General features: G+C 71.3%; 14 protein-coding genes. 7 read left to right on the forward strand and 7 right to left on the reverse strand.

What is annotated here, in order from left to right; translation table 11 throughout:
- Positions 1–178 precede the first annotated feature (178 nt).
- A complete protein-coding gene (locus PV343_RS16915; protein ID WP_319147744.1) occupies positions 179–880 on the forward strand; it encodes a DUF1707 domain-containing protein in 702 nt (233 codons plus the stop codon).
- Positions 881–1054: 174 nt separating this feature from the next.
- A complete protein-coding gene (locus PV343_RS16920) occupies positions 1055–1429 on the forward strand; it encodes a WhiB family transcriptional regulator (protein WP_319147745.1) in 375 nt (124 codons plus the stop codon).
- A 78-nt stretch (positions 1430–1507) separates the two neighbouring features.
- On the opposite strand, the gene glpX is transcribed toward PV343_RS16920, so the two are convergent.
- The gene (glpX, locus tag PV343_RS16925; protein WP_317445151.1) at positions 1508–2542 is read right to left on the reverse strand and encodes a class II fructose-bisphosphatase; all 1035 of its coding nucleotides are present in this window, start codon (positions 2540–2542) and stop codon (positions 1508–1510) included.
- 127 nt (positions 2543–2669) lie between these two features.
- On the opposite strand from glpX, the gene PV343_RS16930 reads away from it, so the two are divergent.
- A complete protein-coding gene (locus tag PV343_RS16930) occupies positions 2670–3194 on the forward strand; it encodes a DUF4245 domain-containing protein (RefSeq protein ID WP_319147746.1) in 525 nt (174 codons plus the stop codon).
- Between the two features lie 64 nt (positions 3195–3258).
- Here the strand turns inward: PV343_RS16930 and PV343_RS16935 are convergent, their stop codons facing one another.
- The 3 genes from PV343_RS16935 to xseA form a co-directional block, all read right to left on the reverse strand.
- Positions 3259–3849 (reverse strand): malonic semialdehyde reductase, encoded by a 591-nt coding sequence (locus PV343_RS16935; protein ID WP_319147747.1) that lies wholly within the window; start codon positions 3847–3849, stop codon positions 3259–3261.
- A gap of 108 nt (positions 3850–3957) precedes the next feature.
- The gene (locus tag PV343_RS16940; protein ID WP_319147748.1) at positions 3958–4182 is read right to left on the reverse strand and encodes an exodeoxyribonuclease VII small subunit; all 225 of its coding nucleotides are present in this window, start codon (positions 4180–4182) and stop codon (positions 3958–3960) included.
- Positions 4183–4192: 10 nt separating this feature from the next.
- The gene (gene xseA, locus PV343_RS16945; protein ID WP_319147749.1) at positions 4193–5437 is read right to left on the reverse strand and encodes an exodeoxyribonuclease VII large subunit; all 1245 of its coding nucleotides are present in this window, start codon (positions 5435–5437) and stop codon (positions 4193–4195) included.
- A 215-nt stretch (positions 5438–5652) separates the two neighbouring features.
- On the opposite strand from xseA, the gene PV343_RS16950 reads away from it, so the two are divergent.
- Together PV343_RS16950 and ppgK are read left to right on the forward strand one after the other, a co-directional pair.
- Positions 5653–6678, forward strand: coding sequence for a 4-hydroxy-3-methylbut-2-enyl diphosphate reductase (locus PV343_RS16950; RefSeq protein ID WP_319147750.1), 1026 nt, complete (start codon positions 5653–5655; stop codon positions 6676–6678).
- A 64-nt stretch (positions 6679–6742) separates the two neighbouring features.
- On the forward strand, positions 6743–7495 hold the full coding sequence (ppgK, locus tag PV343_RS16955; RefSeq protein ID WP_319147751.1) for a polyphosphate--glucose phosphotransferase: 753 nt from the start codon (positions 6743–6745) through the stop codon (positions 7493–7495).
- A gap of 73 nt (positions 7496–7568) precedes the next feature.
- On the opposite strand, the gene PV343_RS16960 is transcribed toward ppgK, so the two are convergent.
- On the reverse strand, positions 7569–8123 hold the full coding sequence (locus PV343_RS16960) for a DUF6542 domain-containing protein (RefSeq protein WP_319147752.1): 555 nt from the start codon (positions 8121–8123) through the stop codon (positions 7569–7571).
- A 181-nt stretch (positions 8124–8304) separates the two neighbouring features.
- Here PV343_RS16960 and ychF point away from each other — a divergent pair, with 181 nt between their 5' ends.
- Entirely contained in the window at positions 8305–9393 is a 1089-nt protein-coding gene (gene ychF, locus PV343_RS16965; RefSeq protein ID WP_020941978.1) for a redox-regulated ATPase YchF, read from the forward strand.
- A 133-nt stretch (positions 9394–9526) separates the two neighbouring features.
- On the opposite strand, the gene PV343_RS16970 is transcribed toward ychF, so the two are convergent.
- Both PV343_RS16970 and PV343_RS16975 read right to left on the reverse strand, forming a co-directional pair.
- The gene (locus tag PV343_RS16970) at positions 9527–9790 is read right to left on the reverse strand and encodes a type II toxin-antitoxin system RelE/ParE family toxin (protein WP_319147753.1); all 264 of its coding nucleotides are present in this window, start codon (positions 9788–9790) and stop codon (positions 9527–9529) included.
- Positions 9783–10052: a type II toxin-antitoxin system Phd/YefM family antitoxin gene (locus PV343_RS16975; protein WP_007266282.1), complete on the reverse strand. Its 270-nt coding sequence runs from the start codon at positions 10050–10052 to the stop codon at positions 9783–9785. The genes PV343_RS16970 and PV343_RS16975 overlap by 8 nt, the downstream gene beginning before the upstream one ends.
- Positions 10053–10806: 754 nt before the next feature.
- Between PV343_RS16975 and PV343_RS16980 the strand changes: the two genes are divergently transcribed.
- Entirely contained in the window at positions 10807–13827 is a 3021-nt protein-coding gene (locus PV343_RS16980) for an AfsR/SARP family transcriptional regulator (RefSeq protein WP_319147754.1), read from the forward strand.
- Positions 13828–13917: the final 90 nt, after the last annotated feature.

A 13917-nucleotide genomic window follows, 5' to 3' on the forward strand; every position in this document is an offset into this window, starting at 1 on the left:
CCTAGAACCTGCCGTCGGCGCGGAACCTGTGAGGTAAGGCTCAGTTCCGGACGCATCGGTGACCGGGGGCGGGAGGGGGCGGGGCGGGGCTGCGGCGCGTGGCGGAAACGTGCGGTGGGGACACGCGGTTCACCCGGACCCCTAGTCGCGATCTATCGCGTTTCGGTACGCTGCTGTCGTGGACCTTCAGAAGCACGCCCCAGCCCAGGACACGGCACCGCGTCTCGCCGAGCTGCGCGCCTCCGACGCCGACCGCGACCGCGTCGCCGACATCCTCCGCGAGGCCCTGGCCGAGGGCCGGCTGACCGCCGACGAGCACGCCGAGCGGGTCGAGGCGGTGCTGCACGCCAAGACGGTCGGCGAGCTGGAGGTCTTCATCCGCGACCTGCCCGCGGCCCACCAGCGGGCCGCCGCCCCCGCGTACACGCCGGTGCCGGCGCGGCCCACGCCCGGCGCCGTCCCGGCCGAGGCCGACGCGAACGTGGTGGCCGTGCTCAGCGCGGCCTCGCGGCGGGGCCGCTGGCGTGCGGGGCGCCGGCTGCACGCCTACGCGGTGTTCGGCAGCGTCGAGATCGACCTCAGCGAGGCGATCTTCGAGTACCAGCAGGTGGTGATCAAGGCGGTCTCGGTCTTCGGGGACGTGCAGATCCGGGTCCCGGAGAACGTGTCGCTGCGCGGCACCGGCGGCGGGGTGCTGGGCAACTTCGAGGTGGACACGCTGGACTCGGTCGAGTCCGACGCGCCGGTGGTCTACGTCGACGGGTGGGCCGTGCTGGGCAACGTCGAGGCGCGTCCCCGGCGCGGCAAGCGGGTGGCGGACATCCTCGACCGGGTCCAGGACAAGGTCGACCGGAAGCTGCGCAAACACCTGGGCCGTTGACGGTCGCGAATCCGCCGGTGGCCGTGCGGGCCGCGCTCGGCGGCCACGAGCGCGCGGGGGCGTGAACAAGCCGCCGCGCGCCTGCGGTTGGGAACGCAGTGCATAGGCGCGCGCACAGCGGGTAGGCCTTGCTGCATCGTCGCTCACTCGCGAAGCCGTCGTCAGGAGTAGACCGTGCTGCAACCGCCGCATTCGTCCCTGCAGGTAGCTGCTGTTCCAGCCCAGCGGGTGCCAGCGCGCGACCGGGACCAAGACGCGCCCTGGCACACCGAGGCGGTGTGCCGGCGTGACGAGGCCGGATTGTTCTTCGCTCCGTCGAAGGAGCCGACGGCGGCCCGGCTGTCGCGTGAGGAGGCGGCCAAGCGCGTCTGCGCGCGCTGTCCCGTGATGGTCGAGTGCCGCGAGCACGCCCTGCTGCAGCCCGAGCCCTACGGGGTCTGGGGCGGTCTGACGGCGGCGGAGCGCCGGGTGGTCCTGGCGCGGCGGCGCAGGCGCGAGGTGGAGCTGAAGAAGGCGGCGCGGGCGACGGCGAACCGCATAGCCGGCTAGAGGCGACGGTGGGCGCCCTCCCCGCACGGAGGGCGCCCATCGGTCTGTCCGGGCCCGGCCCGGAGCCGGGTCCGGGTGCTACTTGGCCCGGTCGAAGTCGATCGCGCTGTAGGCCCGCAGCTTGCTCAGGCGGTGCTCGGAGTCGATGCGCCGTACCGTGCCGGACTTCGAGCGCATCACGATCGAGTCGGTGGTGGCGGTCTCGGACCGGTAGCGGACCCCACGCATCAGCTCGCCGTCCGTGATGCCGGTGGCGACGAAGAACACGTTCTCCCCGGTGACCAGGTCCTCCGTGGTCAGGACCTTGTCCAGGTCGTGCCCGGCGTCGACGGCCCGGGCGCGCTCCTCCTCGTCCTTCGGCCAGAGTTTGCCCTGGATGGTGCCGCCGAGGCACTTGACCGCGCAGGCCGAGATGATGCCCTCGGGCGTGCCGCCGATGCCGAGCAGCAGGTCGATGCCGGTGCCCTCGCGCAGCGCCAGGATGGAGCCGGCGACGTCGCCGTCGGAGATCAGCTTGATGCGGGCGCCGGTCTCCCGGATCTCCTTGATGATGCCCTCGTGCCGGGGGCGGTCGAGGATGACGACCGTGACGTCCTCGGGCGTGCGGCGCTTGGCCTTGGCGACCCGGCGGATGTTGACCGACACGGGGGCGTTGATGTCGACGAAGTCCGCGGCCTCGGGACCGGTGACCAGCTTGTCCATGTAGAACACGGCGGACGGGTCGAACATGGCGCCGCGCTCGGCGGCGGCCAGGACGGCGATGGCGTTGGGCATGCCCTTGGCGGTCAGGGTGGTGCCGTCGATCGGGTCGACGGCGATGTCCACCTCGGGGCCGGTGCCGTCGCCCACCTGCTCTCCGTTGAAGAGCATCGGGGCCTCGTCCTTCTCGCCTTCGCCGATGACGACGACGCCGTTCATCGAGACGGTGGAGACGAGGGTCCGCATGGCGCGCACGGCGGCGCCGTCGGCGCCGTTCTTGTCACCGCGCCCGACCCAGCGGCCTGCGGCCATCGCCGCGGCTTCGGTCACCCGGACGAGTTCCAGAGCGAGGTTGCGATCGGGGGCCTCGGAGGGGACGTCAAGCTCGGACGGCAAGTGATGATGCTCGGTCATCGGAGCGCACCTTTCTGATACGACGACGGCCGGATGAGGGTGTTGAGGCCGACTCTATCGCTGGGCAGACAAAATGAGCAGGGGACCCCACGGATGAGCGCTCTGGACACCTGCGACCATAGAGGGCGTGGCAGGTTCGAACGGCAGGCAGAAGACGGTCCGGGACATGATCCTTTCCCTGGCCCTCATCGGGTTGGCGGCGGGGTTCATCTATCTCCTCGTCCCGCACGACGATCACGCTCCCGACATCAAGCGGGTCGACTACCGGGTCGAGCTGCTCACGGCACGGCGTGCCGCGAGTTATCCGGTGGCGGCACCGGAAGGTCTGCCGAGTACCTGGAAAGCGACCTCCGTACGCTTCCAGGGCGAGGAGTCCGACCGCTGGCACCTGGGCTTCCAGGATCCCGAGGGTCAGTACGTGCAGGTCGAGCAGTCCGCTCAGAAGCGGTCCGACTTCATCGACCAGGCCAGCCAGGGCGGCTCGGCCACCGAGCGGACCGAGCGGATCGGCGGCCGCACCTGGACGCGCTGGACCGGCGGCCGGTACGACGCGCTGGTGCTGGAGGGCACCCCCGGTTCCACGACGGTGGTGTCCGGCACCGCCTCCTTCGACCGGCTGACGAAGATGGCGGCCGCGCTGAAGATGGGCTGACGCCCACGGACGACACGAAGAGGCCCCCGGCGGTGCCGGGGGCCTCTTCGTGTGCGCGGGGGGCTCAGACGGTCGTGACGACGTCGTCGTAGGCCAGGCGCGGGGAGCGTGCGTGCCAGGCGTCCGGGCCCGGACGGCCGATGTTGACGACCATCAGCGGGGTGTGGTCGTCGTCCAGGAACTCCTTCTGGACGCCGGCGAAGTCGAGACCGGTCATGGGGCCCGCGGCGAGGCCGGCGGCGCGGACGCCGATGATGAAGTACGCGGCCTGGAGGGCGGCGTTCATGCCGGCGGCGCTCTCCCGGACCGGACGCTCGGAGAAGAAGAGGTCCTTGGCGGCTGGGAAGTGCGGGAGCAGGGCCGGCAGCTCCTCGTGGAACTCGTTGTCCGCGGAGAGGATCGCGACCAGCGGGGCGGTGGCGGTCTTGGGCCGGTTGCCCTCGGCCATGTGCCGCACCAGGCGCTCGCGGGCCTCGGCGGAACGGACCAGGGTGATGCGCAGCGGCGACTGGTTGAAGGCGGTCGGGCCGTACTTGACCAGGTCGTAGATCGCCTGGACCTGCTCGTCGGTCACCGGCTCGTCGGTGAAGGTGTTCGCGGTGCGGGCCTCGCGGAACAGCAGGTCCTGGGCGGTGGGGTCAAGAACGAGAGACATGCGGGACTTCCTCGTACGCGCGGGGGGTCCGGGCAGCGCCGGACCGGCTTACGGCGACGACCTTACGCCAAGAATGTTCAACCTTCAACAAACACCCTCCGTGGCGGCTCACTCCCTCTTCTCGCCGGACTCCTCCTCGGCGAGCGCCGCGTCCAGCCGGGCCCGGGCACCCTCCAGCCACCGCCGGCACACCTTGGCCAGCTCCTCGCCGCGCTCCCACAGCGCCAAGGACTCCTCCAGCGTCGTACCGCCGGCCTCCAGCCGCCGCACGACCTCGATCAACTCGTCCCGCGCCTGCTCGTACGAGAGCGCCTCATCCACCTTGCTGGTCATTCGTCCCACCCTAGACATCAACGGCATCAACGGCACCGACGGCATCGGCGGCATCGACACGGACAGTGAACTCGCCCTCGGCGACCCGCGCGCGCAGCGTCTCGCCGGCCGCCACCCCGGCCGGGTCGCGCACCACGTGCCCGTCCGCCTGCTGCAGCACCGCGTAGCCGCGCCGCAGTGTGGCGGCGGGCGAGAGGGCCACCACGCGCGCGTGCGTGTGCGTCAGCTCCGAGTCGGCGCGGTCCAGCAGGTGCCCCAAGGTGCGCCGGCCACGGTCCAGCAGCGAGGCCACGTGGTCCGCGCGCTCGTCGAGCATCCGGTGCGGGTCCTCCATGGACGGCCGCGCCAGCGCGTGCGCCAGACCCCGCTCCTCCCGCTCCACGGCCGCGTGCACACACCGCCGGGCCCGGTCCCGGAGCATCCGCACCCGCTCGAACTCCTCGCCGACGTCCGGCACCACCTTCTTGGCCGCGTCGGTCGGCGTGGAGGCGCGCAGGTCGGCGACATGGTCGAGCAGCGGGTTGTCCGGTTCGTGCCCGATGGCCGAGACCACCGGCGTACGGCACTGCGCCACGGCCCGCACGAGCTGCTCGTCGGAGAAGGGCAGCAGATCCTCCACGCTGCCGCCGCCCCGGGCGACGACGATGACGTCCACGTCCTCCCGCGCGTCCAGCTCCTTGACTGCCTGGACGACCTGCGGGACGGCGTGCACGCCCTGCACGGCCACGTTGCGCACCTCGAAGCGGACGGCGGGCCAGCGGTGCCGGGCGTTCTCCAGCACGTCCCGCTCGGCCGCCGAGGCACGGCCGCACACCAGCCCGATGAGCTGCGGAAGGAACGGCAGCGGCTTCTTGCGCTCCGGCGCGAACAGCCCCTCGGCCGCCAGCGCCTTCTTGAGCTGCTCCAGGCGGGCCAGCAGCTCACCGACGCCCACCGGCCTTATCTCCGCGGCCCGCAGCGAGAGCTGCCCGCGCGGGGCGTACCACTCCGGTTTGGCCAGCACCACGACCCGGGCACCCTCGCCGACGACGTCGGCGACGGCGTCGAACACCTGCCGGTAACAGGTCACGCCGACGGAGATGTCGTGCGACGGGTCCCGCAGGGTCAGGAACACCACCCCCGCGCCCGGCCGCCGCGACAACTGCGTGATCTGCCCCTCGACCCACACCGCGCCGAGCCGGTCGATCCAGCCCCCGATCATCCGGGAGACCTCACCGACGGGCAGAGGTGTGTCGGGCGACGTGTTCACAGCCATGCCGCGAGCGTAGTGGGCGGTACCGACAAACGCCGGTGTCCTCAGCCGTCCGACGGGGCCGGGCGCCCGCGCTGTCCCAGCGGCACCAGCAGCCCCGCGGCCTGCCCGCCGCCCCCGCCGGCCGCGCGGCGCCGGACGCCGGTGCCGGGCCTGCGCACCGGACTCCCCACCCCCGCGGGGGCACGCGATCCGGAGGCCGCGCAGGCACCCTTACGATGGGTGGCATGACCGCTTCGTCTGGCCGCCGTGTCCTGCTCGCCGCCCCCCGGGGCTACTGCGCCGGTGTGGACCGCGCCGTGATCGCCGTCGAGAAGGCCCTGGAGCAGTACGGGGCCCCGATCTACGTCCGGCACGAGATCGTCCACAACAAGTACGTCGTGCAGACCCTGGAGAAGAAGGGCGCCGTCTTCGTCGAGCGGACGGAGGAGGTGCCGCCGGGGAACATCGTGATGTTCTCGGCGCACGGCGTCGCACCGGTGGTCCACGAGGAGGCCCGCCAGGGCCGGCTCGCCACCATCGACGCCACCTGCCCGCTGGTCACCAAGGTCCACAAGGAAGCCGTCCGGTACGCCGATGACGACTACGACATCCTGCTGATCGGGCACGAGGGTCACGAGGAGGTCATCGGCACCTCCGGCGAGGCCCCCGACCACATCCAGCTCGTGGACGGCCCCGAGGACGTCGCCAAGGTCGAGGTGCGCGACCCCTCGAAGGTCGTCTGGCTGTCCCAGACCACCCTGTCCGTGGACGAGACCATGGAGACCGTCGACGCCCTGAAGACGAAGTTCCCCGGCCTCGTCTCCCCGCCCAGCGACGACATCTGCTACGCCACCCAGAACCGCCAGCTCGCCGTGAAGCAGATGGGCGCCGAGGCCGAGCTGGTCATCGTGGTCGGCTCGCGCAACTCCTCCAACTCCAAGCGGCTGGTCGAGGTCGCCAAGCTCGCCGGTGCCCGCGCGGCCTACCTGGTGGACTTCGCCGACGAGATCGACGAGGCCTGGCTGGAGGGCGTCACCACGGTCGGCGTCACCTCCGGCGCCTCCGTCCCCGAGGTCCTGGTCGAGCAGGTCCTTCAGTGGCTCACCGAGCGCGGCTACGGCGACGTCGAGATCGTCAAGGCGGCCGAGGAGTCCATCACCTTCTCGCTGCCCAAGGAGCTCCGCCGCGACCTGCGCGACGAGGCCGCCGCCCTGGTCGCCGAGCGCGGCGGCTCGGGCGCCCGGGACACCGCCGCCGGCTGACCCGCGGGCGCCCGGGCTCCCGTACGCCGTAGTGACCGTCAGTCGTCCGTCGTAACGTGGGGCCATGCAGATCTTCGGCGTGGACATCGGTGGATCCGGGATCAAGGGCGCCCCTGTGGACCTGGACAAGGGCGACCTGGCCCAGGAGCGGTGCAAGGTGCTCACCCCGCACCCGGCGACGCCCGACGGCGTGGCCGACGGCGTGAAGCAGGTCGTGGACCATTTCGGCTGGTCGGGCCCGGTGGGCCTGACCTTCCCCGGCGTGGTCACCGGCGGCTCCACGGTCCGTACGGCGGCCAATGTCGACAAGAGCTGGATCGACACGGACGCGGCTGCCCTGTTCAGCGGCCGGCTGGGCGGCCTGCCGGTGACCGTGGTCAACGACGCGGACGCGGCGGGCGTCGCCGAGATGGAGTTCGGCGCCGGGCGCGGCCGCCGGGGCACGGTCGTCCTGCTCACCTTCGGCACCGGCATCGGCAGCGCCGTCTTCGTGGACGGCGTCCTGGTGCCCAACACCGAGCTGGGCCACCTGGAGCTGGACGGGCACGACGCGGAGAAGCGCGCCTCCAGCAAGGCCAAGGAGGACCACGACCTGAGCTGGGAGCGCTGGGCCCGGCGGGTCCAGAAGTACCTCGCCCACGTCGAGATGCTCTTCTCGCCCGAGCTGTTCATCGTCGGCGGCGGGGTCAGCCGCAAGGCGGACAAGTTCCTCCACCTCGTCGACGGCGTCCGGGCCGAGATCGTCCCGGCCCAGCTGCAGAACAACGCCGGGATCGTGGGAGCGGCGATGCGGGCGGCGCAGACCCGCCACGGCTAGGTCGTGTCCGCGAAGTTCCGTCGTCCGCCCGGAGGGGGGCGGGACTTCGCGGACACGACCCGGCGGAGCCCGTTCAGGCGCGGCGCCGGGCGCGCACCCACCGCACCCGGCGCGCGAGCACGATGGCCCCCGCGACCAGCGTCCCCCCGTAGAGCCAGCCCGCCTGGGTGGCGAGCCCGGTCACCAGCCCCATCATCCGTCCGGTCAGGCCGCCCCGGCCGTCGGCGACGGGGAAGAGGCCCGCCAGGAAGGCGATCGGCACCACGACGGGCGCGGTGAGCAGGTCGCCGCCGCGCACCCACAGGGCGGTCAGCACGCACACCGGCAGGAACAGCACGCCGTACAGCGTCAGGGACGCGCCGAACAGGAGCTGGTCCACGAAGCCGAGCAGCAGCATCGCGGCCGCGCAGAACAGCCCGCCGCCGAGCCCGGTCAGCCGGGGTCCCGGCACTCCGTCCCCGGCGGCCGGCCGGCTGCCGCGCACCGCCCGGGCGGTGCCGTCGGTGTCTTTGGCGTACCTGCCGTCCCTGCCCTCGCCCGCCCGCCAACGGGCCTGCGCCGGCAGCGACGCGGACCGGTCGCGGCGTCGCCGTGCGTCGTGCGGGGGTCGCCTCCTGTGTTGCTCCATTGGGCCAACTTAGGTCTGTTTATGTGTCGAATCGGCCCTCAGACACGCCGGTGAACACGGCTCGACCGGCCGTTCGACGCTCCCGGGACCCGGCCGCCGCGGACGCCGTAGACTGGTGGATCGGCCAGTGTCTCTGGCCCCTGGCAGCCCCTGGCCCCTCTCATCTACGGGAAGTCGCAACGTGTCGCTCACGATCGGAATCGTCGGCCTGCCGAATGTCGGCAAGTCGACCCTGTTCAACGCCCTGACCAAGAACGACGTGCTGGCGGCCAACTACCCGTTCGCCACGATCGAGCCGAACGTCGGCGTGGTCGGCGTCCCCGACGGCCGGCTGGCCAAGCTGGCCTCGATCTTCAGCTCCGAGCGCATCCTCCCGGCCACGGTGGACTTCGTCGACATCGCCGGCATCGTGCGCGGCGCCTCCGAGGGCGAGGGCCTGGGCAACAAGTTCCTCGCGAACATCCGTGAGTCCGACGCGATCTGCCAGGTCATCCGCGCCTTCAAGGACGAGAACGTCGTCCACGTCGACGGCAAGGTCTCGCCCAAGGACGACATCGAGACGATCAACACCGAGCTGATCCTCGCCGACCTCCAGACCATCGAGAAGGTCCTGCCGCGCCTCCAGAAGGAGTCGCGCATCAAGAAGGACATCGCGCCCAAGGTCAAGGCCGTCGAGGAGGCCAAGGAGATCCTGGAGAAGGGCGACACGCTCTTCGCGCACGGCATCGTCCAGGGCACCGAGCGCAACGAGCTGCTGCACGACCTGCACCTGCTCACCACCAAGCCCTTCCTCTACGTCTTCAACGTCGACGAGGACGAGCTGGTCGACGAGGACTTCAAGAACGAGCAGCGCGCCCTGGTCGCCCCGGCCGAGGCGATCTTCCTCAACGCCAAGCTGGAGCAGGACCTCGCCGAGCTGGACGAGGAGGAGGCCCTGGAGCTGCTGGAGTCCGTCGGGCAGCACGAGCCGGGCCTCGCCACGCTGGCCCGCGTCGGCTTCGACACCCTGGGCCTGCAGACCTACCTGACGGCGGGCCCCAAGGAGTCCCGCGCCTGGACGATCAAGAAGGGCGCCACGGCCCCCGAGGCGGCCGGTGTGATCCACACCGACTTCCAGAAGGGCTTCATCAAGGCCGAGGTCATCTCCTTCGGCGATCTCGTCGAGACCGGCTCGGTCACCGAGGCCCGCGCCAAGGGCAAGGCCCGCATGGAGGGCAAGGACTACGTGATGCAGGACGGCGACGTCGTGGAGTTCCGCTTCAACGTGTGACCGGTTAGTTACTGCATGTGAGGCGGTGCGTCAAGCGTGCAGGTCAGAAGGGGTCGACTCCTCCGGGAGTCGACCCCTTCGTCGTCACCGTGTTGGATGGGTGCTGGATATCCTGACGCCAGATCAGCTGGCGTCAGGTGTCATGAACGGTGGAGCGATGCCCGACGTGCACGACCCACACCACGAGCTCCCCGTTGTCGATCGTGTAGACGACGCGGTAGTCGCCGACTCGCAGCCGACGGCGTTCTGGCTGCGACACGAGCGCGGTGGTGTTGAAGCCGAGGGGGTCGCTCTCCAGCTCGGTCAGCTTGGCCAGGATGCGCAGCGCCATGTCACGAGGAATCTTCCGGAGCTCGGCCTGCGCCTCGGGTCGGAAGGTGGTGCGGTACTCACTCACTGCGCGCCAGCGTCTCCCTCATGATGTCCTCGATCGGGATGCCGGGTGCCGGATTGGCCATGCGCTCGTCGATGATCCGGTTGATCTCGCGCTCTTCCCACTCCTGGTACTTGCGCAGAACCTCGATGGAGACGACCGCGGCCACTTCCTTGCCTCGGCGCGTGATCACCGTGGGCACGTCGTCCCGATCGGCTCGCTCGACGACCTCGGCCAGGTGTGCGCGCACATCGCGGATGGACTCTATGGGCAGTGGCTGCGTCATGTGCCCAAGCGTACCGAGTGTGCCATGTGTACACCACCTTGGTCGGCCGCCTGGTGCTGGATGTGCTGGATGAACTCGCACTGTGCTGAATAGGTGCTGGATAGCCACTTCTGGAACCGTGTTCGCGCAGGTCGGAGCTCTGCACTGAACATTCCGCTTCAACGTCTGACCGGACGCGCGATCGGCCGCGCGGCCGAGGGGCCTGGCTCGGCCGAGCCAGGCCCCTTCGTCGGTTCATGCCGCTCCCCAGCGGGTCGGTCGTCAACTCGGTCAGCTTGGCCAGAATGCGCGGGGCCGTGTCCCGCGGGATCTCGCCGAACTCGGAAGCCGGTGCGGTCCGGTCGATCTCGTGCTCTTCCCACTCCTGGTACTTGCGCAGCGCCTCGATGGACACGACGGCGGCCCTACTTGATTTCGCGTGGACGTCATCGGGCACTCCGTGCCGCACTGCTGTGCGTAAGTGAACGCGTGTACGACAACGTCCGGCGGGTCAAGTGGTGGCACGGGGGAACCTGTGAGCGGGGTACGCACGTTCTGACAATGCGAGCCGAGTGGGGCGGGCGGAATCGAAACGGGGGAGGCAAGGGCGTGCGAATTCGCATTCCAGAAATCACTGCTCAGCACACATAAAAGGGGAATCGCAGATTTCGCAATGGGCGCACTCCGGGAAAGACGTGCGCGTCGGAAATCTGTGGGGGGCATGTTGGCTTTCTCGGGTATTGTCATCCGTTGGGCCACCTGGCGGGACGTAGGGATGGAAGTTCTGGGGGGAACATCCGTGGGCGAGCGGCTCAGGTTCGAGGTACTCGGGCCCGTGACGGTGACGTCGCAGGGCCGAAGTCTTCCGGTCGGCGGTGCGCGTCAGCGAACGGTGCTCGCTCTGCTGCTGCTCAACTCGGGCCGGATCGTCCCGGTCGACACCCTCGTCGACGCCGTGTGGAACGACCGGCCGCCGGCCACCGCGCGCACCCAGATCGCGATCGTGATCGCCGCGCTGCGCAAGACGTTCAAGAGCCAAGGCGCGGCCGAGGACATCATCCTCACCGCCCACCCCGGCTACGTGCTCAGACCCGACGGCCACTCGGTGGACGTGCTGGAGTTCACCCGCCTGGTGAAGACCGCCGAGACCGCCGTGCAGCAGGCCCGGCTCCCCGAGGCGGCCGGGGCCTACACCCAGGCCCTCGGGCTGTGGCGGGGCCCCGCCTTCGCCGGGATCTCCAGCGCCCTGGTCGAGGACGAGGCGGCCCGTCTCGAGGGCCACCGGCTCAACGCCTACGACGACGCCACCGCCGTCCAGCTGGAACTGGGCAACCACCACGACCTGGTGCCCGAACTCGTCTCCGTGGTCCGTGAGCACCCGCTGCGCGAGCGGACCCGGCACCATCTGATGCTCGCCCAGTACCGGTCGGGCCGGCGGGCCGAGGCGATGGCCACCTTCCGCGAGGCCCGCACCCAGTTCATCGAGGAACTGGGCATGGAGCCGGGCCCGGACCTGCAGGGACTGCACGACGCGATCCTGCGCGACGACCCCTCGCTGGCCCCCGCCCCGGCGGTGCCCGCCACCGACGCCCCGCGCGCCGACACCCTCGTCGTCCCCTCCGAACTCCCGCCGGACGTCCCCGGGTTCACCGGCCGCGCGCCCGAGCTCGCGTTACTGGACACGCTGGTCGCGAGCCGAGACCGGCAGCACGGGCCCGCCATCGGGCTGATCACCGGGATCGCCGGGGTCGGCAAGACCGGTCTCGCGGTGCGCTGGTCGCACCGGGCCGCCCAGCACTTCCCGGACGGCCGTCTCTTCGCGGACCTGCGCGGATACGACGAGAACCACGAGCCCACCCCGGCCTGGGAGGCGATGAGCAGGTTCCTGCGCTCGCTCGGGGTCTCCAGCGACCAGATCCCCACCCAGACGGAGGACCTGGTCGCGCTCTACCGCAGCGTGCTCGCGGAACGGCGGGTGCTGCTGGTCCTGGACAACGTTCGCTCCTTCGCCCAGATCCACCCCCTGCTGCCCGGCAGCGGCGGCTGCGCCGTGCTGGTCACCAGCCGGGAGCAGCTGGAGGAGCTGGTCACCTGGCCGCAGGACGCCCGGGTGCACCTCGGGGTGCTGCCCGGCGCCGACGCCGTGGAGCTGCTCGGGCGGATCGTCGGCGAGGAGCGCATCGACTCCGCCCGCGCCGACACCCGCCGCCTCGCCGACCTGTGCGACCGGCTGCCGCTGGCGCTGCGGATCGCCGCCGCCAGGCTCGCCTCCAAGCCGCACTGGACGGTGCGGCACCTGGTGACCCGGCTGGGCGACGAGCGGCGCCGGCTGGACGAGCTGAGCCAGGGCGCCGCACAGGTGCGGGCCAGCTTCGAGCTGTCGTACCGCTATCTGCCGGACGACGCGGCCCGGCTCTACCGGCGCCTGGGCCTGCTGGACGCGCCGGACTTCGCCGCCTGGGTGGGCGGCGCGCTGCTCGACGTCGACGTGCTGGACGCCGAACGGCTCATGGAGGACCTCGTCGACGCGCAGTTCCTGGAGGTCGTCGGCGTCGACGCGACCGGCCGGCTGCGCTACCGGCTGCAGAACCTGATGCGGCTCTACGCGCGCGAGCGCGCCCAGGCCGAGGAGCCCGAGCCGGACCAGCGGGCCGCCCGGGAGCGGGCCCTGCGGACCTGGCTGTCCCTCGCCGAGGAGGCCCACCGGCGGGAGTACGGCGGCCACTTCAGCGTGGTGCACAGCCCGGCCCCTCGCCGCCCCCTGGACCGCATCCACACCGACGAGCTGCTCTCCTCGCCGCTGGAGTGGCTGGAGGCCGAGCGGCTGTCGCTGGTGGCGGCCGTGGCGCAGGCGGCCGAACTGGGCCTGGACGACCTCGCGTGGGACCTGACGGTGTCCGCGGCCGTGCTCTTCGAGACCCGGCACTACCTGGAGGACTGGCGCGAGTGCGCCGAGGTGGCCCTCGAGGCGTCCCGGCGCTGCGGCAACCTGCGCGGCCAGGCGGCGATGCTGCACCAGCTCGGCGGGATCGCCCAGTCCTACCAGCGGCTGCCGGAGGCGCACGCCCGGTACAGCGAGGCGATGGAGCTGTTCGAGCGGGCCGGTGAGCCGCACGGACTGGCGCTGAACCTGCGCAACCTGTCCATCCTGGAGCGGTTCAGCGGCGACCTGGACCTCGCCATGGCCCGGCTGGAGCGGGCGGGCGAGATCTTCCGCACCGTGGGCGACGTCTCCTCCGAGGCGCACGCGCTGGACAACATGGCCCAGATCGAGCTGGAGCGGGGCAACACCGAGCTGGCGATGAAGCTGGGCGTCGAGGCCGTGCAGGTCATGGAGTCGATCGACCGCGGGAGCAAGCGGGGCGTCGCGCAGACCATCCACCGGCTGGGCCGGGTGCATCTGGCGCGGTCCGACTACCCGAAAGCGGAGGAAGCGTTTCTGCAGGTGATCGACCTGGTCCAGGCCAAATCCGACCTGGTCGGGCTCGCCTACGCCCTGCTGGGTCTGGGGGAGGCCCGGCTCGGCGCCGGTGACGTGGACGCCGCCGAGGCCACCCTGACGGAGGCCCTGGACGTCGTCGAACGCATCGACAGCCCCCTCGTCGACGGCCAGATCAACCTCGTCCTCGGCGAGGCCCGCAGCCGCCAGGGCCGGCTCGACTCCGCCCGCGAGCGGGCGAGCGCGGCCCACGCGGTATTCCTGCGGACCGGCTCACCCCGGTGGCGCGCGCAGGCCGAGGGCCTGCTGTCCCGGCTCGACGAGCGGCCGGCCCCGGGCACCGACGCCTCCGGCTGACCGCCGCCCCCACCCGGCACCTCCCGCACACCGCACCTCCCGCACGTCGCACGGCTCGCACCGCGCACGCCCGCACACCGCACGTCCCGT

Origin of the sequence: Streptomyces sp. WI03-4A (genome assembly GCF_033792105.1) — a bacterium.
GTDB lineage: Bacteria > Actinomycetota > Actinomycetes > Streptomycetales > Streptomycetaceae > Streptomyces > Streptomyces collinus_A.

Coding starts and splice junctions, on each gene's coding strand:
- glpX (WP_317445151.1), bottom strand. CDS start 2,542: ATGACCGAGCATCATCACTTGCCGTCCGAGCTTGACGTCCCCTCCGAG.
- PV343_RS16935 (WP_319147747.1), bottom strand. CDS start 3,849: ATGTCTCTCGTTCTTGACCCCACCGCCCAGGACCTGCTGTTCCGCGAG.
- PV343_RS16940 (WP_319147748.1), bottom strand. CDS start 4,182: ATGACCAGCAAGGTGGATGAGGCGCTCTCGTACGAGCAGGCGCGGGAC.
- xseA (WP_319147749.1), bottom strand. CDS start 5,437: ATGGCTGTGAACACGTCGCCCGACACACCTCTGCCCGTCGGTGAGGTC.
- PV343_RS16950 (WP_319147750.1), top strand. CDS start 5,653: ATGGGTGGCATGACCGCTTCGTCTGGCCGCCGTGTCCTGCTCGCCGCC.
- ppgK (WP_319147751.1), top strand. CDS start 6,743: ATGCAGATCTTCGGCGTGGACATCGGTGGATCCGGGATCAAGGGCGCC.
- PV343_RS16960 (WP_319147752.1), bottom strand. CDS start 8,123: ATGGAGCAACACAGGAGGCGACCCCCGCACGACGCACGGCGACGCCGC.
- PV343_RS16975 (WP_007266282.1), bottom strand. CDS start 10,052: ATGACGCAGCCACTGCCCATAGAGTCCATCCGCGATGTGCGCGCACAC.
- PV343_RS16980 (WP_319147754.1), top strand. CDS start 10,807: ATGGAAGTTCTGGGGGGAACATCCGTGGGCGAGCGGCTCAGGTTCGAG.